Source organism: Oceaniglobus roseus, assembly GCF_002869745.1.
Taxonomy (GTDB): Bacteria; Pseudomonadota; Alphaproteobacteria; order Rhodobacterales; family Rhodobacteraceae; genus Oceaniglobus; species Oceaniglobus roseus.
On sequence record NZ_PNOS01000001.1, the window covers coordinates 51,342 to 73,035 of the forward strand.

The window sequence follows — 21,694 nt, forward strand, 5'->3', positions numbered from 1 at the left end:
GCTCAGGGCTTTCCGCCGGGCCTTTTCCGGGTCATCCCGAAGGCGGGGTCGTAGCCGATCATCGAGCCCGCCATGAACACCACGAAGGACAGCGCGACCCAGAGCAGGGACATGCCGTTGAACGACTGGTAGAGCGCGAAGCGGATCAGCTCGACCGCATGGGTGAACGGATTGACCGCGCAGATATCGCGCAGAAGCTCCGAGCTTTCGGCCATCTTCCACAGCGGATAGAGCGCGGTGGACAGGAAGAACATCGGGAAGATGACGAAGTTCATCACCCCGGCGAAGTTCTCGAGCTGCTTGATCGTCGACGAGATCAGGAGCCCCAGCGCCCCCAGCATCAGCCCCGAGATGACGAGCGCGGGCAGCGCATAGAGATAGCCGAGCGGCGGCATGACGATCCCGAAGGCCGCGGCGATGGCGAGGAAGACGTAGACCTGCAGGATCGACACCGCGACCCCGGCCAGGAGCTTGCAGAACAGAAGCCACCACCGCGGCAGGCGCGAGGTAAGCAAAAGCCGCATCGACCCCATTTCCTGATCGTAGACCAGCGAAAGCGAGGACTGCATCCCGTTGAACAGCTGGATCATGCCGCAGAGGCCGGGGACGATGTAGACCTCGTAGGTGATGTAGGTGGCATAGGGCGGGATGATCGACAGGCCGAGGGCGGCGCGGAAGCCCGCGGCGAAGACGATCAGCCAGACCAGCGGGCGCACCAGCGCGGCAAGGAAGCGGCTGCGCTGGTTGATGAAGCGCAGGGATTCCCGCTTGGTGATGGCCCAGAGGGCGACGAGGTACGGTGTCACAGGGCCACCCTTTCCTCGGGCGCCTTGCCGGTCATGGCGATGAAGGCGTCGATCAGGCTCTTCTCGCCCGATATCGCAGCGGCGTCGTCATGGGCCAGAACGTGGCCCTGGTGCAGCACCACCACGTCGTCCCGCGGCCGGATCTCGTCCACCAGATGGGTTGCCCACAGCACCGAAAGCCCGCCGTCCGCCAGATCGTGAACATGCGCCGTGATCGACTGCCGCGACGCGGTGTCGAGGCCCACGGTCGGCTCGTCCAGCAGCAGCACCTCGGGATCGTGGATCAGGGCGCGGGCGATCTCCATCCGCCGCCGGTGGCCGCCGTTCAGCGCCCGCGCCTTTTCCCCCGCCCTCTCGCGCATCGCCAGCCGGTCGAGCGCGGCGTCGATGTTCCTCTGCGCCGCCGCGCCCGAAAGACCCTGCAGCGCAGCGAAATAGCGCAGGTTCTGCAGCACGGTCATGTCCAGATCCAGCGTCTGCTGCTGGAACACCACGCCGATCTTGCCAAGCGCCGCCCGCGGCTCCCGCGCCAGGTCGTGCCCGGCCACGGTGATCCTCCCCTCCCGCGTGACCAGCAGCCGCGTCAGGAGCGAGAAGAGGGTCGATTTCCCCGCCCCGTTCGGCCCCAGCAGCGCGCAGAACCGGCCCCGCTCCAGCGCGAAGGACACGTCGTCCAGCGCCACCTTGGGGCCGTAGCGATAGGTCACGTGGGAGACGTCGAGCGTGCTCATTGGATGGTGATGGTCACGCCCTGGTCGGGTCCCGTCGTGCCGGGCTGGCGCAACTCGTAGGTGCCGGGCTTGATGGCGATGAACTCGATCTCCATGGTGCCCGCCTTGTCGAATTCGACACTGTCGATGCCCAGCGGCCGGATCTCCAGCCCGTTGATGACGATCTCGTTGATCCAGATCGCGCGGAAGAAGCCCGCGCCGGACAGCCCCAGTTCGGCGGTGCCGTCGGCCTCGATCTCGATCTCGTAGGCCATGCCGGATTTCAGCGTCAGCGGCCCCTCGGCCACCGGCTTGCCCGAGGACAGGGTCAGCGGCGGCAGCTCTTCCTTGTTCGAGGCGGACAGCAGGCCGGCGAAGCCCAAGTCGTGGGCCTGCACGGGCAGGGCGAAGGCGAGGGCAGCGAGGGTCAGGGGCAGGCGCATCGGTGGTCCTTTCGGTCAGGGTTGCAGTGTGGCAGGCCGTCCGCCAAGCACAAGGTGCCGCGTCGCCAGGCGCGCGGCCTCGGGTTCGGCATGGGTGACGAAGATCGTGGCGGGACGGGTTTCAGCGATCAGCGCCTCGGCCAGTCCCAGCATCTCGTCCGCCATCGCGGCGTCGAGCGAGACGAAGGGCTCGTCCATGATCAGAAGCTCGGGCTTGCCCGCGAAGGCCCGCGCGAGCGAGAGGCGCCGCTGCTGGCCGAGCGAGAGTTGCGTCGGGAACTGCGTTTCCTTGCCCCGAAGCCCCACCTTGCCAAGCGTCGCCAGCGCCTCGTCCCGGGGCAGGCGCGGATGCACCAGCAGGATGTTGTCGAGCACACTGCGCCAGAGCAGGAGCGTCGGTTCCTGAAAGACGATCGCCATGGCCTCGGGGGCCTCGACATGACCCTCGAAATCGGTGTCGATCCCCGCGATCAGCCGCAACAGGGTCGATTTGCCGATCCCCGAGGGGCCAAGCAGCGCCACCGTCTCGCCCCGCGCGACGTCGAAGCGGACATCGCGCAGCACCGGCACGCCGTCATAATCCTTGGCGCGGACATCGACCCGGATCACGCCAGCCTCCAGCGCCGCACCCGCCGCTCCCAGGGCTGCAGGAACAGCCATTCGACCGCCAGCATCACCGCGATGAAGGACAGCGCGTAGACCAGCACGTGGGCCACGTCGAACAGCTGGAAATAGAGGTGGATCTGGAAGCCGATCCCGTTCGAGCGTCCCAGGAACTCGACCACCAGCACGATCTTCCAGATCACCGCGATGCCCGAGCGCGCCGCGCCGGTGGTATAGGGGGCAAGCTGGGGCAGGATGACGTGGCGCAGGTAGGTGCGGCGCGGCATCCGGAACACCTGCGCCATGGCGCGCAGCCCCGGGTCGAGCGCGCGGGCGCCCTCGCGGATGATGGTGGTGACGTTCGGGATCTTGTTCAGCGTCACCGCGGCGATGGCGGCCGTCTCGTTCAGGCCGATCCAGAGATAGCAGAGCACGATCAGCACCAGCGCGGGCAGGTTCAGGAACACCACCAGCCACGGGTCGAGCCAGCGGTCGAGCGCCGGGAACAGCCCCATGGCAAGGCCCAGCGCCATGCCGATGGACATGGCCAGCGCGAAGGCCCAGGCAACCCGCACCAGCGTGTGCAGCAAGTGATAGGGCAGCGCGCCCGAGCGGATCTCGGCCGCGAACGGGGTGAGCAGCGCGAAGGGGCCGGGCAGCACCTGCGGATCGTCCGTCAGCCGCGCGGCGACCATCCAGAGCAGGAGCAGGCCAAGCAGGGACAGCGCCCTTACCATCGCCGGCGTGTCCCCGCATGGCCGCTCATTCGACCCCGGCGAACAGGCCCGACGGCAGGCGCGTCGCGTCGCCGACCAGAGCCGCACCGCCGAGCTTCGCCATCAGTTGCAGGAAGGCGTCGGCCGAGGCCTCGTCCACCGGCTGGCGCTTGGGGATCCCGGCGCGGAAATCGGCGCGCAACTGCTCGAACTCGGCCTCGGATCCGGCGTTCATCTGGCCGCGGATCGCCTCCCACGCGCCGTCCTCCATCAAAAGCGCCTTGGCGTCGCGGGAAGCCTCGTAAAGCGCCTGGTCGATTCCCGGATGGGCCGCGATGAACTCCTCCTTCATCACGTAGCCCAGCAGCGGCACCTCGGGGTCGAGGCCCAGCGCCTTCGTCGCCGTCTCGACCGAGATCAGCTCGCGCATCCCCTGCGCCTTCATCTTGGCGAGGAAGTGCCAGAAGTTGATCGCCCCGTCCGTCTGGCCCGAAAGCGCGGTCTTGAACACCAGCGGCGGCGCGCCGAACACCTGCTCGGTCGCCGCTTCCAGGTCCATGCCGTATTCCTGCTCGGCAAAGGCGCGGAGGATCAGCCAGCTCTTGTCCAGCGGACCGCCCGCGATGCCGATCTTGCCGCCGTCCAGATCCTCGAGCGTCCGGGCCGGGCTGTCCCCGGGCACCACCAGCCCGCCGACCGCCTTGGAGTAGGGAATGAAGACGAAATCCTCGCCCGCCGCCCGCTGCCGCGCCACCCAGATCCAGTCGGCCACGAACATGTCCGCCGTGCCGCCCTCGACCGCCACGCGGGTCGCGCCGTTGTCGGCATAGGGCTGAAGCTCCAGCCGGAAGCCGTGCTTCTCGTCCAGCCCCTCGCGGCGGATCGTGTCGAGCTCCCAGTTGACGGTGCCGATCTGCAGGGTCGCCGCGCGGATCACCGGCAGCTCGGCCCGGGCCGGTCCCGCCAGCGCGAACACCGCCAGAACCAGCGCCTGAAACAGGCTCTTCATCGCATCCTCCCCTTCCGTTCGCAGTCCCCGGCGCCCTCCCGCGCCGGGGGACAGACCATCACTCGGGCGTGATGGCGACGCCCCAGGGCTGCATCCCGACCTGAACCGACTTGATCGCCTTCTGTGCCTCGACGTCGATCACCGTCACGTCGTTCGAGTTGCCGTTGGTCGTGACCAGGTACTTGTGGTCGGGCGTGAAATCCATCTGCCAGACCCGCTGGCCGACGAGGATGTAGTCCACCACCTCGTCCGTCTCGGCGTCGATCACGGCGACGCGGTTGGCCGGGCCGAGGGCGACGAACAGCCACTTGTTGTCCGGCGTCACCCGGACCCCCACGGGCTGGAGCCACTCGGGCTGCACGCCCGCCACCTCGAAGCCGATCTTGTCCAGAAGCTTCGGCCCGCCCTCGGCGTTCGGGTCGATCACGCTGACCGTGCCGCCGATCTCGGAGCTGACGTAGAGCTTCGAGCCGTCCATCGTGTAGATCGCCGAGCGCGGGCGCTGGTCGACCAGCACGTTGCCGGTGATCTTGTAGGTCTCGGTGTCGATGAAATGCGCCATGTTCGTCGTCTCGGACGTGTTGATGACGTATTTCGCATCGGGGCTGATCGCCATGCCCTCTGGCTCCACGCCCACCGGCACCTCGGCGACGACGGTGCGGCTTTCGGTGTCGACCACCGTCACCAGGTTGTCGTCCTCGTTCGCCACGTACAGCAGCTTGCCCGAGGGATGCTTGGTGAACTGTTCGGGGTCGGGGCCGGAGGGCAGGGAATAGAGCTCTTCGTAAGTCTCGGTGTCGAACACCTTGATCTGGTCGTCGTCCGAGGCGCAGACGTACAGCAGCTTGCCGTCCGGGCTGACGCCGACGCCGCGGGGGCGGTTGCCCGCGTCGAACTCGTCGATCACCTCCCAGGTCCCGCTGTCGATCACGGTCACGGTGTTGCCCCGCTCGTTGGTCACGAAGACCTTGGCGGCCAGGGCGGGGTGCGCGGCCAGAAGGGCGGCGGCGAGAATGCTGTACTTCATGGGGGCTCCCGTTGTCACTGGAAGGCTTCGCAGGCGCTTTCGGGCTGATCCAGCCCGAGCGTGTCGAGGGTGTTGCGCTGGTGCAGGTATCCGTCCTGCGGCGAGACGCTGATGGTCAGCTTGCTGTCGGTCAGGATCACGGGCTGGCGAAGCTGTCCGTTCCAGGACCGGAAGTTCACCGGCCGTCCCTTGAACGCCGCCAGCTCGAAGGCGTCGGACAGCATGTAGTCGCGCAGCGTCGGCACCTCGGCGGCACCGGTGCGGATCGCCGCCTCGCCGATCACGCGGATGGCGAGCCAGACGTCGTAATCCTCCTCGTGGATCAGCCGCCCGGTCAGTTCTTCGAAGCGGCGCTGGAACTGGGTGGCGCCCCAGGCCTCGTGATCGGGGTGGAAGGTCACGGGGCGTAGCCCGCCCGAGCCCATGACCGGCCGCGGCTCCCAGGTGTTGAAGGGCAGGTACAGCCCGAACACGTCCGAGGCGTCGGCGGCGATGACCACGTCATGCTCCTTCGCGCCCTGCGTGAACACCGGGATCTGCCGCTGCACAAGGACATGACCCGTGTCGGTGCGCCGCGATCCGCCCGTGTCCTCGTAGACGCGGGTTTCGACGATCTTCGCGCCGAACTTGGTCGCCGCCTTGCGGTAGGCATCGGCCAGCGCGGTATCGGCCGGGTTCGAGCCTTCGATCAGGAACAGCCGCGACCACTTCTTCCACATCGCGAACTGGATCACCGCGTCGGCCATCATGTTCTGGCTGGGCGAGATGTGTAGGACATTGGCGCGGCACTGGTCGTCCCTCAGCGACGTATCCCGCGCCTCGGCGTTCAGGATCAGGACGTCCGGCCCCGCCTTGTCGGCGATCGCCAGAAGATCGGGCGCGCGGGCCATGACGACGATCAGGCGGATGCCTTCGGACAGGATGGTGTCCAGCGCCTCCATCATCGTCTCCGGCGTCGCGGTGACGTTGGAAGTGGCGAAGGTGATGCCAAGGAAGCTGCCCGTGGTCTGGTTGTCCTCGTCGCCGAGAGCGGCACCGGCGAAGCCCAGGTCTTCGGGCCGGACGTCGGAGCGGGCGATGGGCAGGACGGTGGGATAGTCGACGCGCAGCACCGCCGCGCGCACGTCGAGCGCGCGGGCCGCGCCCGACCACCACGCAGCCAGACACAATGCCAGCACCAGCCGCAGCAACATGCGCATCAGAAAGCCTCCCTCTCCTGCACCCTGACCCGCGGCCTGGTGGGACTGAACCGATACTTATGGCTCATTGCGGGGGGGCATCCGACGACTAGCATGTTTTCGACGCCCCGGCGTGTCACACCTGCGTTGGCACCGGCCCCTGGCCCGCCACGCCGGTTCCGCCGCGGCATCGCGTAAGTTCCAAGCGTGAGGTTCCCGATGCGACCGACCCGGCTTCTAGCCATCCTCTTCGCCCTGCTGGTGCCGGGGCTTGCCCTTGCCCACGGGCCGACCCGCCAGAAGGTGACGCTGGAGGCCGAAGTCGCCGCCCCGGCGTCCGAGGTCTGGGCGGTGATCGGCAATTTCCAAGACATGAGCTGGCACCCCGCCGTCGCCGCGAGCGAGGGCGAAGGCGGCAATGCCATCGACGCGACGCGGGTGCTGCACCTCGGCGCGCCGGACGGGCCGACGATCTCGGAAATCCTCTACAAGTACGACGCCGACAAGATGAGCTATTCCTACCGCATCACCGACGTCGCGGTGGAGGTTCTGCCGGTCACCAACTATTCCTCGCACCTGACGGTCAAGCCGGTGGACGACACCCATTCCATCGTCGAATGGCGCGGCGCCTTCTACCGCGGCTATCCGAACAACGATCCGCCCCCGGAGCTGAACGACGAGGCGGCCATCGCCGCGGTCACCGGGGTCTACAAGGCCGGGCTTGACGCATTGGTGGCGCGATTTGCCAGCAATTGAACGCTTTCTCTCCCTGGCGTTCATACCTGCCCTTGCCGCCACGCCCGTGGCGGCAGGGGATTTTGCCTTCGTCACCAACCAGAACAGCAGCGACCTCAGCATCCTCGACCTCGACGCGCGCACCGAGGTGAAGCGCATCGAGGTGCCCGGGAAACCCGCGGGCATCTCGGTGGACGAGGCGCACGGCTGGTTCTTCACCGTCAGCCCCGACAGCAAGACGGTGCGCCGCTTCGACATCGCCACCGCGACCGAGCAGTCGGAGACCACGCTGGACGGCGGGCCAATCGGCGTTGCCGTGGACGGCGCGGGCGGGCGGATCTTCGTCTCCGACTGGTACAACGCCCGGATCTGGGTGCTGGACGCCGAGACGCTGGAACAGCGCGGCACGCTGGAAACCGGCAGCGCACCGGCGGGCATGGCGGTGGCGGCGGACGGCAGCTGGCTCGCCTCCGCCGACCGGGACGCCAACCGCGTGTCGGTGTTCGACCTGACCACGCTGGAGCTGCGCCACGCGATCACCGTGGGCGAACGCCCCTTCGGCATCTCGGCGGGGCCCGACGGGATGATCTATGCCGCCAATGTCGGCTCGAACTCGGTCACGGTCGCCGATCCCGCCACCGGGCAGGTCACGGGCACCGTGGAGGTGGGCGAACGCCCCTACGGCATCGCCTTCGCGCAGGGTGCGGGGTTCGTGACCAACCAGTACGGCGACACGGTCAGCGTCTTCGGGCTGGACGACCTGGCGGTCGAGGCCACGCTCGACGTCGGCGAATACCCCGAGGGTATTGACGTGACGGAAGACGGCCGCACCATTGTGGTGGCGAACTGGTTCTCGAACTCGGTCAGCCTGATCGACGCGGCCAGCCGGACCGTCACGGGAGAGATCGGAACGGGTGACGGACCGCGCGCCTTCGGCCATTTCATCGCACGGGATCACGGGGAGGGAAGACCATGACACGGATCACTCTGCTGGCGGGCGCCGCGCTGGTCGCCCTGGCACCGCAGGCCATGGCAGGCGAGGCCTGGGACGACGTCCGGCAGGCGCTGTTCGGCGACGACTACATGACCCCCGCCGCCGACCTGATCGCCATCGACGCGCCCTATCGCACCGACAGCGACGCGCGCACCCAGATTGCCGCCACGGTCAGCGCGCCGCCTGGTCGCCAGCTGGAAAGCGTGATGGTGATCCTCGACGAGAACCCGATGCCCGTCTCGGCCGTGTTCACCATGCGCCGCCCGCTCGAGCGGTTCTTCTTCGACGTCACCATGCGGATCAACGGCCCGACGCCGCTCCACATCGTCGCCCGCACGACCGAGGGGCAGATGCTGGTGGCCGAAGCCTTCGTGAAGACCTCGGGCCAGGGCGCCTGCTCGGCCCCTCCGGGCACCGACCCGAAGGAGGCGCTGGCCGATCTCGGCCAGATGACGCTGGACATCACCGATTTCGCCGAACCGGTGAGCCTGGCCTCGAAGCTGAACCCCTCGGCCCCGCACGACAAGAAGCTCGACCTCGGGATCCGGCATCCCAGCCACTCGGGCCTCCAGATGGACCAGATCTCGCTCCTCTTCATCCCGACCCGCTACGTCGATTCGCTGGACATCGACCTCGACGGGCAGGATTTCGTGGATGTCACCGGCAGCATCTCGCTCAGCGAGAACCCGCACCTGACGCTTGGCGTGCCGGGCGACACCCACGAGGTGGACGTGGAGCTGACCGACACCGGCGGCGCGGTGACCCATGCGCACAAGGCGGTGACGGGGTTCTAGAACCCCGGCTCGGGCTCCAGTTCGACGGTGGGATATTCCTCGAAGGTCCAGCCGTCGGTGCCTTCGGGGTACCAGAAGACGTGGGTGTATCCGTATTCCAGCGCGCGGCGGGCGGCGTTCCAGGACATCCAGCATTCGTTCAGGCAGAAGAACAGCACCGGCGCGTCGATGTCGCCGCCGGTGGCCTTCTCCAGCCCCGCACGGAAATAGGCGGCCGTCACGTCCGCCAGCCGCCCGTAGCCCACGTTCGGCAGCCAGATCGCCCCGGGGATCGAGTTGCGCGGCTTCTCGCGCCAGATCGTCCCCTCGGGCAGGCCCTTCGGCTTCGGCGCCCGGGGCAGCACGTCGACGAAGGCCACGCGATCGGTCTTCCAGAGCGCATAGGCCGCGTCGGAGTCCACCACCGTGCCCCCGGTGATCGAGACCGGAACCGGGCCGCGGTATTCGTCCTGTCGGTAGTCGTCGGGTTCGATCAGCGATTGCGCCAGGGCCGCCCCCGGCACCAGAAGTGCCAGAAGCAGCGCCCGGATCAATTCGTGCCCTCGAGCGGGGCGGTGCCCATGTCGTTGATCAGCGGCACCCCGGCGTCGGCCAGGATCGCGTTGATCTCGTCCTGATTGCGGCGGATCAGGGAGTTCAGCTTGCGCTGCCACACCTTCTCGCCCGGGCGCACGCCCATGGTGATGCGGAAGAACAGCCGTGGCGGAAGCTCCTCCTTCAGGAGCGGCGTGACCTGGAGGCCGGGGTGATCGGACTTGACCAGCGGCCCGGCGATCGGACCCCAGACGATCGCGGCGTCGATGTCGCCCTTGTCGAGATCGCCCAGCATGTCCAGCACCGGGGATTCGTACCGCCGGTCGACCACCAGATTGTACGCCTTGGCCTTCACCAGCAGCCGGTTGCGCGCCAGGTGCGTGGCGGGCGGAGAGCCCGCGACGATGCCGATGCGCGCGTCCGCCAGCGCCGGGTCGGACAGGGTATCGACCGCGGACAGGGGGCCGTCCTTCTTCACCACCAGGACGAAGGCCGAGGTCAGGTAATGGTTGGTGTTCAGCACCATCTCGTCGCCCTGGGCGAAACCGATCACCAGGTCGCACTTGTTGGCGCGCAGGGTCTGGCGGATGAAGCCGGTGGCCATCGGATACCATTCGTACTGGAGCGGCAACTCCAGCTTCTCGGCGATCAGCTCGGCCAGCTTGTTCTCGTAGCCTTCGCCGGCGGTGTTGGACATCGGCAGGTTCGCCGGATCCTCGCAGACCCGGAGCGCCGATTTCGAGACCAGATCCGAGGTCTGGGCCCCCGCCATGGGGGCCAGCAGACACAGGATCAGGCCAAGGATCGTCCTAGCCGAGGCAGGCATTTTCGTCTTCCCGGATCTGTTCGGTCTTCGGATCCTTCTTCGCGGGCCGTCCCCGCGGGATCGCATCCGTGCCGCGCGCCTTCAGGTAGACGTAGATGTCGTCGATGAAGCACATCACGTTGGCGTTGTCGCCGAAGGCGGGCATCACCTGGTTCTGCGCGTTGTTCACCTCCTGCTTGCCGCCCGCGACGATGCTGACGAAAGTGCCGTAATCGAGGTTCACCGCGGAATTCTTCAGGGCCGGGGCATAGGACGAGCCTTCGCCGTCCGGGCCGTGGCAGACGTGGCATTCCGAGTGGTAGCGGCGGTAGCCGTTGTAGACCGGGTAATCCACCGTCCCGTCCTCGGTCACGCGGAAGGTCGGGATGTCGTCGACGGTGAACCAGCGGCCGCCTTCTTCATGGTCGGCCTTGATGTTCTCGGCATCCTGGGCCAGGGCCAGCCCGGCGCTGGCGATCAGGGCCGCTGCGGCGATGCCTGCAATCTTACTCATGTTCTTCCCTACTCAGTGTTTTCATGGGCCACCGTGATGGCAGGACCGGCACAAGCGCGCCTGTGCCGGTCCCTGGTGTCGGGCCCCTCCGCGGGGGCCCGAAGCCGATCACTCGGGCAGAGCGAACACCGTCATCTGGCCGCCGAGCGCGGTATAGTCGCTGAGCGCGGCATAGCCGCCCACGGCGCCCAGACCGTCGTTCGGGTTGGTCAGACCGGCCGCAAGGCCGATGCCCGCCCAGCCGCCGATGCCCGACAGGACCGCGACGTACTGCTTGCCGTCACGCTCGTAGGTCATGACGTTGCCGATGATGCCCGAGGGGGTCTTGAACTTGTAGAGTTCGTCGCCCGTCTGCGCATCGACCGCCTTCAGGTAGCCTTCCAGCGTGCCGTAGAACACGACGCCGCCGGCCGTTGCGAGGGCGCCCGACCACACCGAGAACTGCTCGGGGATCGACCACTTGATCTCGCCCTTCACGTTGTCCCAGGCGATGAAGTTGCCCATGCCGCCGTGGCTGTTCGGCGCCGGGTACATCGCGAGGGTCGCGCCGACATAGGGCTGACCGGCGGTGTAGGACACGCGGAACGGCTCGTAGTCCATGCAGACGTGGTTGGTCGGGACATAGAACAGCTCGGTATCCGGCGAATAGGCCGCCGGCTGCTGGTCCTTGGACCCGAGCGCCGCCGGGCAGATGCCGGTCGAGTTCACGTCCTCGCCGTTCTGCTCGGTCGAGTACTGCGCCACCACCTGGGGACGGCCGTACTGGTCGCTCTCCTTGTCCATGACGACCTCGGTCGCCCAGTTGACGGCCGGATCGTATTTCTCGGCCACCAGCAGTTCGCCCGTCTCGCGGTCCAGCGTATAGCCGAAACCGTTGCGGTCGAAGTGGGTCAGGAGCTTGCGGGACTGCCCGTCGATCTCCTGTTCGGTCAGGATCATCTCGTTGATCCCGTCATAGTCCCACTCGTCGTGCGGGGTCATCTGGTAGACCCACTTGGCCATCCCGGTGTCCGCGTCGCGGGCCATGATGGTCATCGACCAGCGGTTGTCGCCCGGACGCTGCGCGGGGTTCCAGGTCGAGGGGTTGCCGGTCCCGTAGTAGATCAGGTTCAGATCGGGATCGTAGGAATACCAGCCCCAGGTGGTGCCGCCACCGATCTTCCACTGGTCGCCTTCCCAGGTGTTGGTGCCCGAATCCGCGCCAACCGGCTTGCCGAGGTGCGTGGTCTTCTCGGGATCCATCAGGATGTCGGAGTCGGGGCCCATGGAATAGGCGCGCCAGGCCTGGCTGCCGTCGGACATGTTGTAGGCCGTGACCGACCCGCGCACGCCGAACTCGCCGCCGGAGATGCCGACGATGACCTTGTCCTTCACCGGCAGCACGGTCGCCGTGTTGGTCTCGCCGATCGCCGGATCGCCGTTCTTCACGCTCCACTCGACGGCACCCGTGTCGGCGTTCAGCGCGACCAGCGTGGTGTCGGCCTGGTGGAGGAAGATCTTGCCGTCGGCATAGGCGACGCCGCGGTTGACGGTGTCGCAGCACATCACCGGGATGACGTCCGGATCCTGCTTCGGCTCGTACTTCCACTTGATCTTGCCCTCGTTGGCCAGATCGAGCGCGTAGACGATGTTCGGGAACGGCGTGTGGACGTACATCGTGTCGCCGACGACGAGGGGCGAGCCTTCGTGGCCGCGCAGCACGCCGGTCGAGAAGGTCCAGGCGACCTGGAGATCCTTGACGTTGTCCTTGTTGATCTTGTCCAGCTTGGAATAACGCTGGTTCTTGTAGTCGCCGGTCTGGATCACCCACTGGCTGGGATCGTCCATCTTCGACATCAGGTCGTCGTTCGCGGATGCGAGGCCGGTCGTCGCCAGCAGCATCGCGGTTGTGAGTGTAAGTGTCTTTCTCATCTTTACCTCCCTAAAGGTCTGATTTCGACAACTTGCCCGGAACCGGGCCTTACTTGGTCTTCGAATTTCCGTCCGCGGCCTCCTCCACCGGCGTCCGGAACACTGATTACGGTCGGGCCCTCCTATTCCGTGAACGTCGCGAGATAGGCGATGACGTCTGCACGCTCGCCATCCTTCTTGAGCCCCGGGAAGGCCATCTTGGTGCCGGGGACATAGTCCTTCGGGTTCGTCAGGAAGGCGTCGAGCGTCCCGGCATCCCAGACCAGTCCGCCCTCGCCCTTCTCCTGCATCGCCGGCGAATACTTGAAGTCCTCGACCGATGCCGCGGCGCGTCCCACCACGCCGTTCAACTCGGGGCCGACCTTGTTCTTCGCCCCCTCGCCGACGGCATGGCAGGCCATGCACTTGCGGAACACACGCTCGCCTTTCGCAGCGTCTCCCGATCCTCCGTGGGCTTCGGCAAGGGCCATCGTGCCGACCATTGTCAGTCCAAGGGCAAGGGTCAGGGCATAGTGCATGGGCGTCCTTTCGGTGTGTTGCAATGGCAGTCTTCAGTATTCGACGACGGCGCGGATCGACTTGCCCTCGTGCATCAGTTCGAAGCCGTGGTTGATGTCCTCCAGCTTCAGCTTGTGGGTGATCATCGGGTCGATCTCGATCTTCCCGTCCATGTACCAGTCGACGATCTTCGGCACGTCCGTCCGCCCCGAGGCGCCGCCGAAGGCGGTGCCGCGCCAGGACCGGCCGGTGACCAGCTGGAACGGCCGGGTGGAAATCTCGGCCCCCGCGGGCGCCACGCCGATGATGATGCTCTCGCCCCAGCCCTTGTGCGCGCATTCCAGAGCCTGCCGCATCACCTTCACGTTGCCGGTGGCATCGAAGGTGTAGTCGGCGCCGCCCTTGGTCAGCTGCACGAGGTGCTGCACGATGTCGCCGTCGACCTTCGAGGGGTTCACGAAGTCGGTCATCCCGAAGTGGCGGCCCATCTTCTCCTTGTCGTCGTTCAGGTCGACGCCGACGATCTGGTCCGCGCCCGCCAGCCGCAGGCCCTGGATCACGTTCAGGCCGATGCCGCCCAGGCCGAACACCACGGCGCGGCTGCCGATCTCGACCTTCGCGGTGTTGATCACCGCGCCGATGCCGGTGGTCACGCCGCAGCCGATGTAGCAGATCTTGTCGAAGGGCGCATCCTTCCTGACTTTCGCCAGCGCGATCTCGGGCACCACGGTGTGGTTCGCGAAGGTCGAGCAGCCCATGTAGTGATGGATCGGCGTGCCATCGAGCATCGAGAACCGCGTCGTGCCGTCCGGCAGAAGCCCCTGGCCCTGGGTCGAGCGAATCGCCTGGCACAAGTTCGTCTTGGGATTGAGGCAGTATTCGCACTGGCGGCATTCGGGGGTATAGAGCGGGATGACGTGGTCGCCCACCTCAAGGCTGGTCACGCCCTCGCCCACCTCGATCACGACGCCGGCGCCCTCGTGGCCCAGGATCGCCGGGAAAATGCCTTCGGGATCATCGCCGGACCGGGTGAACTCGTCGGTGTGGCAAAGGCCGGTGGCCTTGATCTCGACCAGAACCTCGCCCTTGCGGGGCCCTTCGAGGTTCACTTCCATCACTTCCAGAGGTTTTCCTGCTGCAACTGCAACTGCGGCGCGTGTGCGCATTGCACGTCCTTCCCGTATTTTGTCGTGGCCCTTGCGGCTGTTGAAGAAAAGGCTAGTGGCACGGGACCAAACCCGACAACTAAGACCTTGGTGTATGTCCACCGAGATGGACACGACGGGACACCCCCGTAAAGTGCCTTGTGTCATGCTCTGGGAGGAGAATTGATGCCGCGCCCGATGCAGTACGCCGCTGTCCTGCTGGCCCTGTCCCTTGCCGGACCGCTTCAGGCCGCCGACTATTCGGACCCCGAATGGCCCTGTCTCCAGCGCCGGGTGGACTCGCTTTCCCTCGGCGTGATGTGGCCGCGTCCGGTGCCCGAGCGCGACCTCGACCCCGCGCTTGCAGCGGCGGCCGGGGATCTGGTGGGGCGACTGGAGCTGCGCCGCATCCCGGTGGAGGAGACGCCGCAGCTGATCGCGGATTTCGTCGCGGCCCATCCCGACCTGACCGGCGACGACATGAGCCTGGTCTTCGCGGATCTGTTCACCCGGATGAACCGCGACCGCTCGAAGCTCATCAAGGGGATCACCCGCTACTCCCTGAGCCAGGCGAAGCTGGCGGAACGCATCGACGAGACCCGCGTCGCCATGGACGCGGCGATGGCCAAGGTCGGCAAGACCGACGCCGATTTCGACGCCATCGACAAGATGGAAGAGCAGATCGCCTGGGACGAACGCATCTACCAGGACCGCAAGCAGTCCCTGACCTACGTCTGCGAGACGCCGGTGCTGATCGAAAAGCGCCTGTTCGCCATCGCCCGCGAGATGGACGCGGCCATTCCGCCGGAATAGGGTCTATTCCCACTCGAGCTCGGTATAGGCGACGGTGGCGTTGCGGGCGTTGAACAGCTCGAACAGCTCCCAGCGGCCGGCCTCTTCCTGCCCCACGCTGCGGATCGCCTCGCCCAGCGTGTCGCCCCGCGCGATGGCCTCGCGCGTGTCCTTCGCCAGCACCGAGAGGTAGCGGTCGAGGTCCGTCGCGCCGCCGGGCCAGTCCAGCACCGGCCCGCCGTGTCCCGGCACGACCCGTTCGAACGGCTCGCCCTCCAGCTTTTCCATCACGCCCTGCCAGCCGCGCAGCGATCCGTCGAGCGCCGGGGTGTGTTCGTGAAACAGGAGGTCGCCCGCGATCAGCGTCCCGGTCTTCCGGTCGACCACCGTCAGGTCCGTCCCGGTATGGGCCGGGGGCCAGGGGCGCAGATCCAGGACCCGGCCGCCGAGGTCCAGCGTCATCAGCGCCTCCACCGCGATGTCGGGGGGCAGGATGGTGGTGCCGAGGAAGGCGGGCAGGCCGATCCGCTCGCCGAAGTTGGTCAGGTAGGTTTCCGCCCGGTCCGCGAGAGCGCGCGCCAGCCCGGCGTGACCGATAACCTCGGCCCCGGCATCGGCGAAGACCGAGGCACCGAGGACATGGTCGGGGTGCATGTGGGTCAGGATGACATGGCGCACCGGCAGGTCCGTCCTTGCCCGGATCGCGCGGAAGATCGCCTCGCCCACCTGCCGCGCGCCGCCGGTGTCGATCACCGCCACCGCTTCCTCCCCGATCACGAAGACGGCGTTCGACACGTCGCCACCGTTCGCCGCATCGGCGTCCGCGATGATCCCGCGATGGGCGAAGACGCCGTCGGCCACCTCCTCGAACGCCGCAACCTCGCCCTGGTCCCGGCACTCCGGTGTGCCGCCCGACAGACCGTCCGGCACCGCGGGTGACGGCGGGCTGGCGGCGAGCAGTGCGGCGCAGGCCTCTGCCGAAGCCGCCTCGTATCCGGGCAGCAGCACTCGGCGGCAGGCTGCGGGATCGGCCAGCAGGCACAGGGCGAACACGGCTTCGAACATCATTCCTTCCCGGACGGCACGGGGAAAGCATACCGCGCCGTCACGTTCCCGCGATGCATCCCAAAGGATCCGTACCGCCCGGGGCGCGGATGTGGTATGGGAAACCGGCACTGTTTGGGAGGACAGGATGAAACTGCTCGTCTCTGCGGCCCTCGCCGCGCTCGTGGCCCAGGCGGCCCTGGCCCAGGACAATCCCCTCACCGACCAGGGCAGCTGGGCCGACCTGAAGGACTCCATCGTGGGCGATGCGGCACTTCAGGACGGCAGCGCGCTGTTCAGCGTCGACGCGCCCTATCGCGCCAACGACGCCGCGACGGTGCCGATCGAGATCGTGCAGACCGACGACGCCCCGATGATCGACAGTGCCATGGTGGTGATCGACGAGAACCCGGCGCCCGTGGCTGCCGAGCTGACGTTCGGCCCCGCCATGCACCCCTTGAAGTTCGACCTGCGCGTGCGGGTCAACCAGTATTCGAACGTCCGCGTGATCGCAGAGACGGACCAGGGCAGCTTCATGAACGGCCGCTTCGTGAAGGCTTCGGGCGGCTGCTCGGCCCCTGCGTCCCGCGACCCGGAGCTGGCGCTGGCCTCCATGGGCGAGATGAAGCTCAGGAGCTTCGGCGAGACGCAGCCGCAGATGTCGACCCCCCGGCGCGAGGCGGCGATCATGATCCGCCACCCGAACTATTCCGGGCTCCAGCGGGACCAGGTGACGCAGCTCTTCATCGGCGCGCATTTCATCGACCACCTCGAGGTCTACCAGGGCGACGAGATGCTGTTCACCCTCGACGGCGGCATCTCGATCAGCGAGAACCCGGTGTTCCGCTTCACCTACACCGACAACGGCTCGCCCGACCTGCGCGTCCATGCCGAGGATACCGAGGGCAACGTGTTCGACCACACGCTGCCCAAGGACGCGGCAAGCTGACCGTCACTCGAAACAGATGATCTCGGCCTCGGCCTGCGCCCGGCGCAGGTCGGCGACGAACTTCTTCGCGGGCGCGGCGGTCTGGAAGATCGACATCCGCTCGCCCCCGACAAGGCGAAGCGACAGCACGGTTTCCGCCTCGACATAGGCGTCGTAGGGCAGGATCGACGCGATCCGGTCGATCGAGCAGGAGCACTTCAGCAGCACGTCCCGCCCCTGCCCGTTCGCCGCCATGCAGCCGAAGACGTAATCGGCCCGCGCCTCGGTCGGGTAATCGTTCAGCCGCTCGGCCACCGACTGCGCCAGCGCGGGCAGCGGCAGCAGGCAGAGCGCGAAGGCCAGGCCCCTCATTTCCCGTCCTCCCCCGGCACCAGCTCCAGGTCATAGGAATAGGCCGCGCCGCCCTTGCCGTCCGGCGCTTCGGCGGCCAGCGAGGCGTACCAGCCCGGCACGTCCTCGGACATGGTGAAGGTCAGCGCCAGGTCGCCGTAGGCACCCATCTTCTCGCGGTTCTTGTCGTTCTCGAACGGGCGCAGCACGATCCGCTTCGCCGCCACTTCCTTGCCGTCGTAGGGCACGGTCACGTCGGTGATCGGCACCGGCTGGACCAGCGCCTCCTTGATGCGGTTGCGGATGTAGAAGGGACTGCCGCCCGCCTCCTTCGCCACGTCACGCAGCACGGTCTCCACGAAATACATGATGACCGGGTTGCCGACCGTGGCCGGGAAGGCGCCGACGTTCGCGTGCTTGCCGTCCTTCAGGAAGGTCAGCCGCGCCATCTGCTCGGGCTCGAAGGTCAGGCGGATCTCGCCGGTGTTGCGGTCGGCATACTCGGCATCCTCGGGGATCGCGATGTCGCGGTCATAGGTCAGCACCTCGGTCTCGGGGATGCCGTCGAGCGTCCCGGTCTTGAAGATCAGGTCATAGGTCTCGACCGCCCAGAGCGGCGAAGCCGTGGCCATGAGCGCGGCCAGAACGGCCGGAAACGTCTTGCGGATCATCGCATCCTCCCTTTTGCGGTCGAGCCTATCGCCGCGACCGGCAGCGTCAGCGCCGACTTTGGTATCGCACCCTCACTCCGCCGCCCGGGCGCGGCGCGTCTTCCAGTCGATCAGCGGGCGCAGCCGCGCCAGATTCACCGGCTTCATCAGGACCGAGAAGTTGTGCCGCACCCGCGCCTCCTTCAGCGTGTCCTCGTGGTTGGCGGTGATCATGATCGCCGGAATGTCGATCCCCGTCCGCTCCCGCAGAGCCAGGATCGCGTCGATCCCCGTCTCGCCGTTGTCGAGCTGGTAGTCGGCCAGGATGATGTCGGGGGCCATGTCGATGTCGTCGAACAGCGCCAGCGCCTCGGCGGTCGAGGCGCAGGCCAGCACGCTCGCCCCCCAGCCCTCCAGCCGCTGGGTCATCGCGAACAGCACGCCGGGATCGTTTTCCACCAGCAGGACGATCAGGTCGAAATCCGTCTCGGCCGCCTCCGCCGCCTGCGCCTCGGGCCCCGCCTCGGACGGCGCGACGACCGGCAGCTCGATCGAGAACACGGACCCCACCCCGGGCTTGGAACGCACGCGCACCGGGTGGCCGAGATGCGCGCAGGCCCGCTGCACGATGGACAGCCCCAGCCCCATCCCGAATCCCGCCTTGGCCGAGGCGTTGACCCGCGTGAACTCCTGGAAGATCCGCGCCTGGTTGGCTTTCGAGATTCCGATGCCGGTGTCCCAGACCTCCAGCACCACGCGGTCGCCCCGGCGGCGGCAGCCGACCAGGATGCGCCCCGTCTCGGTGTACTGGATCGCGTTGTTGACGAGGTTCTGGACCGAGCGCACGAGGTAGCGCCGGTCACTCTTCACCCAGACCTTCGAGGGCACGACAGTCAGCCGCAACCCCTTCTCGGAGGCGAGCGGCCCCAGATCCTCGGCCACCGTCTGCAGCACGCCGTCCAGCGCGAAATCCGACGGCACCAGCTTGATGTCCGTCGATTCCAGCCGCGAGATGTCGAGAAGCGCGTGCAGGAGCGACTCCATCGAGTGGAACGAGCTGTCCAGCCGGGCTACCAGTCGCGCCATGTCTGTGTCCTGCGCCATCTCGCTCAGCGACGAGATCAGCAGCTTGGCCGCGTTCATCGGTTGCAGCAGATCATGGCTCGCCGCGGCGAAGAAGCGGGTCTTCGACGACATCGCCGCCTCGACCTCGGCCTTGGCGACGCGCAGGTCCTCCTCGACCCGCGCCTGCTGCTCGTGCTGGCGCAGAAGGGCCGAGTTCACCTCGGTCAGCTCCTGCGTCCGCAGCCGTACCCGGTTTTCCAGCTGCTCGGTCGTCTGCGACTCCACCGTGGCATCCATGACGTTGACGATGCAGCCGCCGTCGGGCAGCGGCCGGATGTCGATGTCCAGCACCGGCCCGTCGATGTGCCTTTCCCGCAACCGCAGGTTTCCCGCCCGGCGCAGGAACCGCATCAGCCCGTCGAAGCTCTCGTGCGGGAAGGCGCCGATCAGCACCCTCTCGTTCAGATGCTCGATGATCTGCCCGAAGGATGTGCCGACCTGGGTCAGCGTGAACGGCAGGCTCAGCAGGTTCTGGAACCGCGTGTTGCGGATCAGCAGCGTGCCGTCCTGCGAGAAGGTGCAGACGCCCTGCGGCATGTTGTCGAAGGCCGCCTTCAGGAAATGCTCCTGCGCGTCGATCAGGCGGTTCTTCTCCAGCCGGTTCGAGCGCACGATCGAGGTGATCTCGGTCTGGAGCACCACCGTGTTGTTGCTTCTGGTGCGCCGGTAGGAGATCACGAACCAGCGGTCGTTCCTCAGCGCGAAGACGAAGGGCGGCGGCGCGCTGCCCCCGGGACTCAGCAGCGCGCTGCTGAGCTTCTGCCGGTCGCCCTCGTTCTGGGGCACGATGTCGGGGCTGGCCGCGACGGCGCGGAAGTACTCGGCAAGGCTCAGCCCCGGCTGGATCAGCGGACCGACCCCGGGCACCAGCGACTTGAAGAAGTCGTTGAACACGCGAAGCTTCCCGGCCGTGAACAGGGCAAAACCGCCGTCCATCGACTCCAGCGCGTCGGTCAGGCTCTGCTGGCTCTGCGCCCGCTCGACCTCGGAGGTCTCCAGCCGGTAGGACGCGCGGCCCAGCGTCGTCAGCGCCCGCTCGAGATCGCGGGTCTTCTCCGAAACCTTGCCCTGCAGCGTGACCGCCGACTGGAACAGGGAATAGGCCGATCCGCCCAGTTCGTGGCGATGGTTGGCGCGCTCCATGAGCGCCTTGATGATCTTGGCCTGCTTCTCGACCTGCACGGTCAGGGGTTCGGAGGGGTCGATCATGCGAAAGCATCGCCCGGAGGCGGAAAGAAGGCGATGCCGACGAAGGTGTGGTTCATGTGCAGTCCGCCGTGCTGCTCGCCGTAGGTGTTGAAGCCGATCACCCGGCGGTCGCGCAGGATGCGTGAGGCCTCGCCCGCGCATCCGTTCTGCTCGATCTCGAGCCGCCGGAGCACGCAGTCGAAGCCCAGCACGATCTCGGGCGGCAGCCCGTACTGCCCCGTCACCGAAAGCTCGGCGTTCATGGTCTCGAGGATCTCCTTCCCCCGCCCCAGCGTCAGGATCAACCCGTTCTCGATCGCGGACAGGAAGGCCAGCCCGCCGCCCTCGGTCACCTGCTGGATCGCGCGGACGTGGTAGGAATCGAAGTTGCGCACCAGAAGCGGGTTCTCGGCGAAGACCCGCGGCGACAGGTCCTCCGGCGCCACGCCGATCAGCCGCGCGTATTCGGACGCCGCGGGCGAGCCGTTGATCTCGTGCACCAGCCGGTCCTCGGGGCTGGCATCGGTGACGACGATCTGCTGTTCGGTCGGCATGAAATGGTCGAACTTCAGGCCCCGGAACTCCAGGTCCGTCTCGACGATCAGCAACAGCGCCGCGTTCTGGTGACACCCGCCGCCGTGCAGGACATGGGTGACGTCAAAGGACAGCCCGTGTCCCGCCGAGCCGCCGAACAGCGGCACGCCGTCCAGCCCGGCCTCGAGCGCGGCGATCAGGATGTCCTCCTGCTTCGACAGCCCGTCGGCGAAGACCAGCCCGAACCGCCGCCAGCCGTGCGTGGCCTTGAAGCCCTCTGACAGGTTGCGCGCGCGAAGCGCGGTCGCCTCGATCGACACCGGCTTCAGCGGGTCGAGCAGCATCGAGGCATAGCGGAAGTGCCGCCGCGGGAAGGCCGCGACGACGAGGGCGGTGTCGGAATATCCCTCCGGCGTGATCTGCCCCGCGCTGGTGCAGCCGAAGGCGGGAACCCCCGGCGCCACGGCGGCAAGCGCACGCGCGACTTCGCCGCAGATCAGCCGTTCGGGCACGAAGACCAGCAGGAAGCCGGTCGCCGACAGGTCGATGCCCGCCAGCGCCGCAGCCACGGCAACCCGCGCCGAGGGATCGGCCGAAACGCCGACGCGCACCGTCCGGGACACCCCCATGTCTGGCGGGGAAACCAGGTTCATTCGGCGC

24 protein-coding genes are annotated in these 21,694 nt (G+C 67.3%); 5 read left to right on the forward strand and 19 right to left on the reverse strand.

What is annotated here, in order from left to right; all coding sequences use genetic code 11:
• Positions 1 to 2 precede the first annotated feature (2 nt).
• Genes A7B20_RS00215 through A7B20_RS00250 form a run of 8 tightly spaced genes read right to left on the reverse strand, consistent with a single transcriptional unit; the run spans position 3 to position 6,513 of the window.
• The gene (locus A7B20_RS00215; protein ID WP_102106533.1) at positions 3 to 806 is read right to left on the reverse strand and encodes an ABC transporter permease; all 804 of its coding nucleotides are present in this window, start codon (positions 804 to 806) and stop codon (positions 3 to 5) included.
• Positions 803 to 1,537 (reverse strand): ABC transporter ATP-binding protein, encoded by a 735-nt coding sequence (locus A7B20_RS00220; RefSeq protein WP_102106534.1) that lies wholly within the window; start codon positions 1,535 to 1,537, stop codon positions 803 to 805. Before A7B20_RS00220 ends, A7B20_RS00215 begins: the two co-directional genes overlap by 4 nt.
• Complete coding sequence (locus A7B20_RS00225; protein ID WP_102106535.1) at positions 1,534 to 1,959, reverse strand: cupredoxin domain-containing protein; 426 nt, start codon at positions 1,957 to 1,959, stop codon at positions 1,534 to 1,536. Before A7B20_RS00225 ends, A7B20_RS00220 begins: the two co-directional genes overlap by 4 nt.
• Positions 1,960 to 1,974: 15 nt before the next feature.
• Positions 1,975 to 2,568, reverse strand: a complete 594-nt coding sequence (locus tag A7B20_RS00230) for an ABC transporter ATP-binding protein (protein WP_102106536.1) — start codon at positions 2,566 to 2,568, stop codon at positions 1,975 to 1,977.
• Positions 2,565 to 3,299: an ABC transporter permease gene (locus A7B20_RS00235; RefSeq protein ID WP_102106537.1), complete on the reverse strand. Its 735-nt coding sequence runs from the start codon at positions 3,297 to 3,299 to the stop codon at positions 2,565 to 2,567. Before A7B20_RS00235 ends, A7B20_RS00230 begins: the two co-directional genes overlap by 4 nt.
• A gap of 25 nt (positions 3,300 to 3,324) precedes the next feature.
• Complete coding sequence (locus tag A7B20_RS00240) at positions 3,325 to 4,287, reverse strand: ABC transporter substrate-binding protein (protein ID WP_102106538.1); 963 nt, start codon at positions 4,285 to 4,287, stop codon at positions 3,325 to 3,327.
• 58 nt (positions 4,288 to 4,345) lie between these two features.
• Positions 4,346 to 5,314 carry a PQQ-dependent catabolism-associated beta-propeller protein gene (locus A7B20_RS00245; RefSeq protein WP_102106539.1) on the reverse strand — a complete coding sequence of 323 codons (969 nt, stop codon included), beginning with the start codon at positions 5,312 to 5,314 and terminating at the stop codon, positions 4,346 to 4,348.
• Positions 5,315 to 5,328: 14 nt separating this feature from the next.
• Positions 5,329 to 6,513, reverse strand: a complete 1,185-nt coding sequence (locus A7B20_RS00250) for an ABC transporter substrate-binding protein (RefSeq protein ID WP_102106540.1) — start codon at positions 6,511 to 6,513, stop codon at positions 5,329 to 5,331.
• A gap of 198 nt (positions 6,514 to 6,711) precedes the next feature.
• Between A7B20_RS00250 and A7B20_RS00255 the strand changes: the two genes are divergently transcribed.
• From A7B20_RS00255 to A7B20_RS00265, 3 genes are read left to right on the forward strand one after another with little or no spacing between them, the layout of a single operon-like run.
• Positions 6,712 to 7,248 carry an SRPBCC family protein gene (locus tag A7B20_RS00255; RefSeq protein WP_102106541.1) on the forward strand — a complete coding sequence of 179 codons (537 nt, stop codon included), beginning with the start codon at positions 6,712 to 6,714 and terminating at the stop codon, positions 7,246 to 7,248.
• 46 nt (positions 7,249 to 7,294) lie between these two features.
• The gene (locus A7B20_RS00260; protein WP_245866426.1) at positions 7,295 to 8,203 is read left to right on the forward strand and encodes a YncE family protein; all 909 of its coding nucleotides are present in this window, start codon (positions 7,295 to 7,297) and stop codon (positions 8,201 to 8,203) included.
• On the forward strand, positions 8,200 to 9,015 hold the full coding sequence (locus A7B20_RS00265; protein ID WP_102106542.1) for a quinoprotein dehydrogenase-associated SoxYZ-like carrier: 816 nt from the start codon (positions 8,200 to 8,202) through the stop codon (positions 9,013 to 9,015). Before A7B20_RS00260 ends, A7B20_RS00265 begins: the two co-directional genes overlap by 4 nt.
• On the opposite strand, the gene A7B20_RS00270 is transcribed toward A7B20_RS00265, so the two are convergent.
• The 6 genes from A7B20_RS00270 to A7B20_RS00295 form a co-directional block, all read right to left on the reverse strand.
• Complete coding sequence (locus A7B20_RS00270; protein ID WP_102106543.1) at positions 9,012 to 9,548, reverse strand: PQQ-dependent catabolism-associated CXXCW motif protein; 537 nt, start codon at positions 9,546 to 9,548, stop codon at positions 9,012 to 9,014. The genes A7B20_RS00265 and A7B20_RS00270 overlap by 4 nt on opposite strands.
• A complete protein-coding gene (locus A7B20_RS00275) occupies positions 9,545 to 10,375 on the reverse strand; it encodes a substrate-binding domain-containing protein (RefSeq protein WP_102106544.1) in 831 nt (276 codons plus the stop codon). The genes A7B20_RS00270 and A7B20_RS00275 overlap by 4 nt, the downstream gene beginning before the upstream one ends.
• Positions 10,359 to 10,868 carry a c-type cytochrome, methanol metabolism-related gene (locus A7B20_RS00280; RefSeq protein ID WP_102106545.1) on the reverse strand — a complete coding sequence of 170 codons (510 nt, stop codon included), beginning with the start codon at positions 10,866 to 10,868 and terminating at the stop codon, positions 10,359 to 10,361. The genes A7B20_RS00275 and A7B20_RS00280 overlap by 17 nt, the downstream gene beginning before the upstream one ends.
• 108 nt (positions 10,869 to 10,976) lie before the next feature.
• A complete protein-coding gene (xoxF5, locus tag A7B20_RS00285) occupies positions 10,977 to 12,749 on the reverse strand; it encodes a lanthanide-dependent methanol dehydrogenase XoxF5 (protein ID WP_425437117.1) in 1,773 nt (590 codons plus the stop codon).
• Positions 12,750 to 12,901: 152 nt separating this feature from the next.
• Complete coding sequence (locus A7B20_RS00290) at positions 12,902 to 13,297, reverse strand: c-type cytochrome (protein ID WP_102106547.1); 396 nt, start codon at positions 13,295 to 13,297, stop codon at positions 12,902 to 12,904.
• Between the two features lie 33 nt (positions 13,298 to 13,330).
• Positions 13,331 to 14,443 carry an S-(hydroxymethyl)glutathione dehydrogenase/class III alcohol dehydrogenase gene (locus A7B20_RS00295; protein WP_102106548.1) on the reverse strand — a complete coding sequence of 371 codons (1,113 nt, stop codon included), beginning with the start codon at positions 14,441 to 14,443 and terminating at the stop codon, positions 13,331 to 13,333.
• A 165-nt stretch (positions 14,444 to 14,608) separates the two neighbouring features.
• Here A7B20_RS00295 and A7B20_RS00300 point away from each other — a divergent pair, with 165 nt between their 5' ends.
• Positions 14,609 to 15,235 (forward strand): hypothetical protein, encoded by a 627-nt coding sequence (locus A7B20_RS00300; RefSeq protein ID WP_245866428.1) that lies wholly within the window; start codon positions 14,609 to 14,611, stop codon positions 15,233 to 15,235.
• A gap of 3 nt (positions 15,236 to 15,238) precedes the next feature.
• On the opposite strand, the gene A7B20_RS00305 is transcribed toward A7B20_RS00300, so the two are convergent.
• Positions 15,239 to 16,279, reverse strand: a complete 1,041-nt coding sequence (locus A7B20_RS00305) for a quinoprotein relay system zinc metallohydrolase 2 (RefSeq protein ID WP_102106833.1) — start codon at positions 16,277 to 16,279, stop codon at positions 15,239 to 15,241.
• A 127-nt stretch (positions 16,280 to 16,406) separates the two neighbouring features.
• Here A7B20_RS00305 and A7B20_RS00310 point away from each other — a divergent pair, with 127 nt between their 5' ends.
• Positions 16,407 to 17,207: a quinoprotein dehydrogenase-associated SoxYZ-like carrier gene (locus tag A7B20_RS00310; protein WP_102106549.1), complete on the forward strand. Its 801-nt coding sequence runs from the start codon at positions 16,407 to 16,409 to the stop codon at positions 17,205 to 17,207.
• 3 nt (positions 17,208 to 17,210) lie between these two features.
• Here A7B20_RS00310 and A7B20_RS00315 read toward each other — a convergent pair whose 3' ends face one another.
• The 4 genes from A7B20_RS00315 to A7B20_RS00330 all read right to left on the reverse strand — a co-directional run bounded on the left by A7B20_RS00315 (position 17,211) and on the right by A7B20_RS00330 (position 21,687).
• Entirely contained in the window at positions 17,211 to 17,558 is a 348-nt protein-coding gene (locus A7B20_RS00315) for a hypothetical protein (RefSeq protein ID WP_102106550.1), read from the reverse strand.
• Positions 17,555 to 18,208 carry a hypothetical protein gene (locus A7B20_RS00320; protein WP_102106551.1) on the reverse strand — a complete coding sequence of 218 codons (654 nt, stop codon included), beginning with the start codon at positions 18,206 to 18,208 and terminating at the stop codon, positions 17,555 to 17,557. The genes A7B20_RS00315 and A7B20_RS00320 overlap by 4 nt, the downstream gene beginning before the upstream one ends.
• Positions 18,209 to 18,280: 72 nt before the next feature.
• Complete coding sequence (locus A7B20_RS00325; protein WP_102106552.1) at positions 18,281 to 20,521, reverse strand: hybrid sensor histidine kinase/response regulator; 2,241 nt, start codon at positions 20,519 to 20,521, stop codon at positions 18,281 to 18,283.
• The gene (locus A7B20_RS00330) at positions 20,518 to 21,687 is read right to left on the reverse strand and encodes an FIST N-terminal domain-containing protein (RefSeq protein WP_245866430.1); all 1,170 of its coding nucleotides are present in this window, start codon (positions 21,685 to 21,687) and stop codon (positions 20,518 to 20,520) included. Before A7B20_RS00330 ends, A7B20_RS00325 begins: the two co-directional genes overlap by 4 nt.
• Positions 21,688 to 21,694: the final 7 nt, after the last annotated feature.

Excerpts from the sequence above, each read along its gene's own strand:
- A7B20_RS00220 (WP_102106534.1), bottom strand. The coding sequence starts at position 1,537 with ATGAGCACGCTCGACGTCTCCCACGTGACCTATCGCTACGGCCCCAAG.
- A7B20_RS00225 (WP_102106535.1), bottom strand. The coding sequence starts at position 1,959 with ATGCGCCTGCCCCTGACCCTCGCTGCCCTCGCCTTCGCCCTGCCCGTG.
- A7B20_RS00235 (WP_102106537.1), bottom strand. The coding sequence starts at position 3,299 with ATGGTAAGGGCGCTGTCCCTGCTTGGCCTGCTCCTGCTCTGGATGGTC.
- A7B20_RS00240 (WP_102106538.1), bottom strand. The coding sequence starts at position 4,287 with ATGAAGAGCCTGTTTCAGGCGCTGGTTCTGGCGGTGTTCGCGCTGGCG.
- A7B20_RS00245 (WP_102106539.1), bottom strand. The coding sequence starts at position 5,314 with ATGAAGTACAGCATTCTCGCCGCCGCCCTTCTGGCCGCGCACCCCGCC.
- A7B20_RS00250 (WP_102106540.1), bottom strand. The coding sequence starts at position 6,513 with ATGCGCATGTTGCTGCGGCTGGTGCTGGCATTGTGTCTGGCTGCGTGG.
- A7B20_RS00255 (WP_102106541.1), top strand. The coding sequence starts at position 6,712 with ATGCGACCGACCCGGCTTCTAGCCATCCTCTTCGCCCTGCTGGTGCCG.
- A7B20_RS00265 (WP_102106542.1), top strand. The coding sequence starts at position 8,200 with ATGACACGGATCACTCTGCTGGCGGGCGCCGCGCTGGTCGCCCTGGCA.
- A7B20_RS00275 (WP_102106544.1), bottom strand. The coding sequence starts at position 10,375 with ATGCCTGCCTCGGCTAGGACGATCCTTGGCCTGATCCTGTGTCTGCTG.
- A7B20_RS00280 (WP_102106545.1), bottom strand. The coding sequence starts at position 10,868 with ATGAGTAAGATTGCAGGCATCGCCGCAGCGGCCCTGATCGCCAGCGCC.
- xoxF5 (WP_425437117.1), bottom strand. The coding sequence starts at position 12,749 with ATGCTGCTGGCGACGACCGGCCTCGCATCCGCGAACGACGACCTGATG.
- A7B20_RS00290 (WP_102106547.1), bottom strand. The coding sequence starts at position 13,297 with ATGCACTATGCCCTGACCCTTGCCCTTGGACTGACAATGGTCGGCACG.
- A7B20_RS00295 (WP_102106548.1), bottom strand. The coding sequence starts at position 14,443 with ATGCGCACACGCGCCGCAGTTGCAGTTGCAGCAGGAAAACCTCTGGAA.
- A7B20_RS00300 (WP_245866428.1), top strand. The coding sequence starts at position 14,609 with ATGCCGCGCCCGATGCAGTACGCCGCTGTCCTGCTGGCCCTGTCCCTT.
- A7B20_RS00305 (WP_102106833.1), bottom strand. The coding sequence starts at position 16,279 with ATGTTCGAAGCCGTGTTCGCCCTGTGCCTGCTGGCCGATCCCGCAGCC.
- A7B20_RS00310 (WP_102106549.1), top strand. The coding sequence starts at position 16,407 with ATGAAACTGCTCGTCTCTGCGGCCCTCGCCGCGCTCGTGGCCCAGGCG.
- A7B20_RS00315 (WP_102106550.1), bottom strand. The coding sequence starts at position 17,558 with ATGAGGGGCCTGGCCTTCGCGCTCTGCCTGCTGCCGCTGCCCGCGCTG.
- A7B20_RS00320 (WP_102106551.1), bottom strand. The coding sequence starts at position 18,208 with ATGATCCGCAAGACGTTTCCGGCCGTTCTGGCCGCGCTCATGGCCACG.
- A7B20_RS00325 (WP_102106552.1), bottom strand. The coding sequence starts at position 20,521 with ATGATCGACCCCTCCGAACCCCTGACCGTGCAGGTCGAGAAGCAGGCC.
- A7B20_RS00330 (WP_245866430.1), bottom strand. The coding sequence starts at position 21,687 with ATGAACCTGGTTTCCCCGCCAGACATGGGGGTGTCCCGGACGGTGCGC.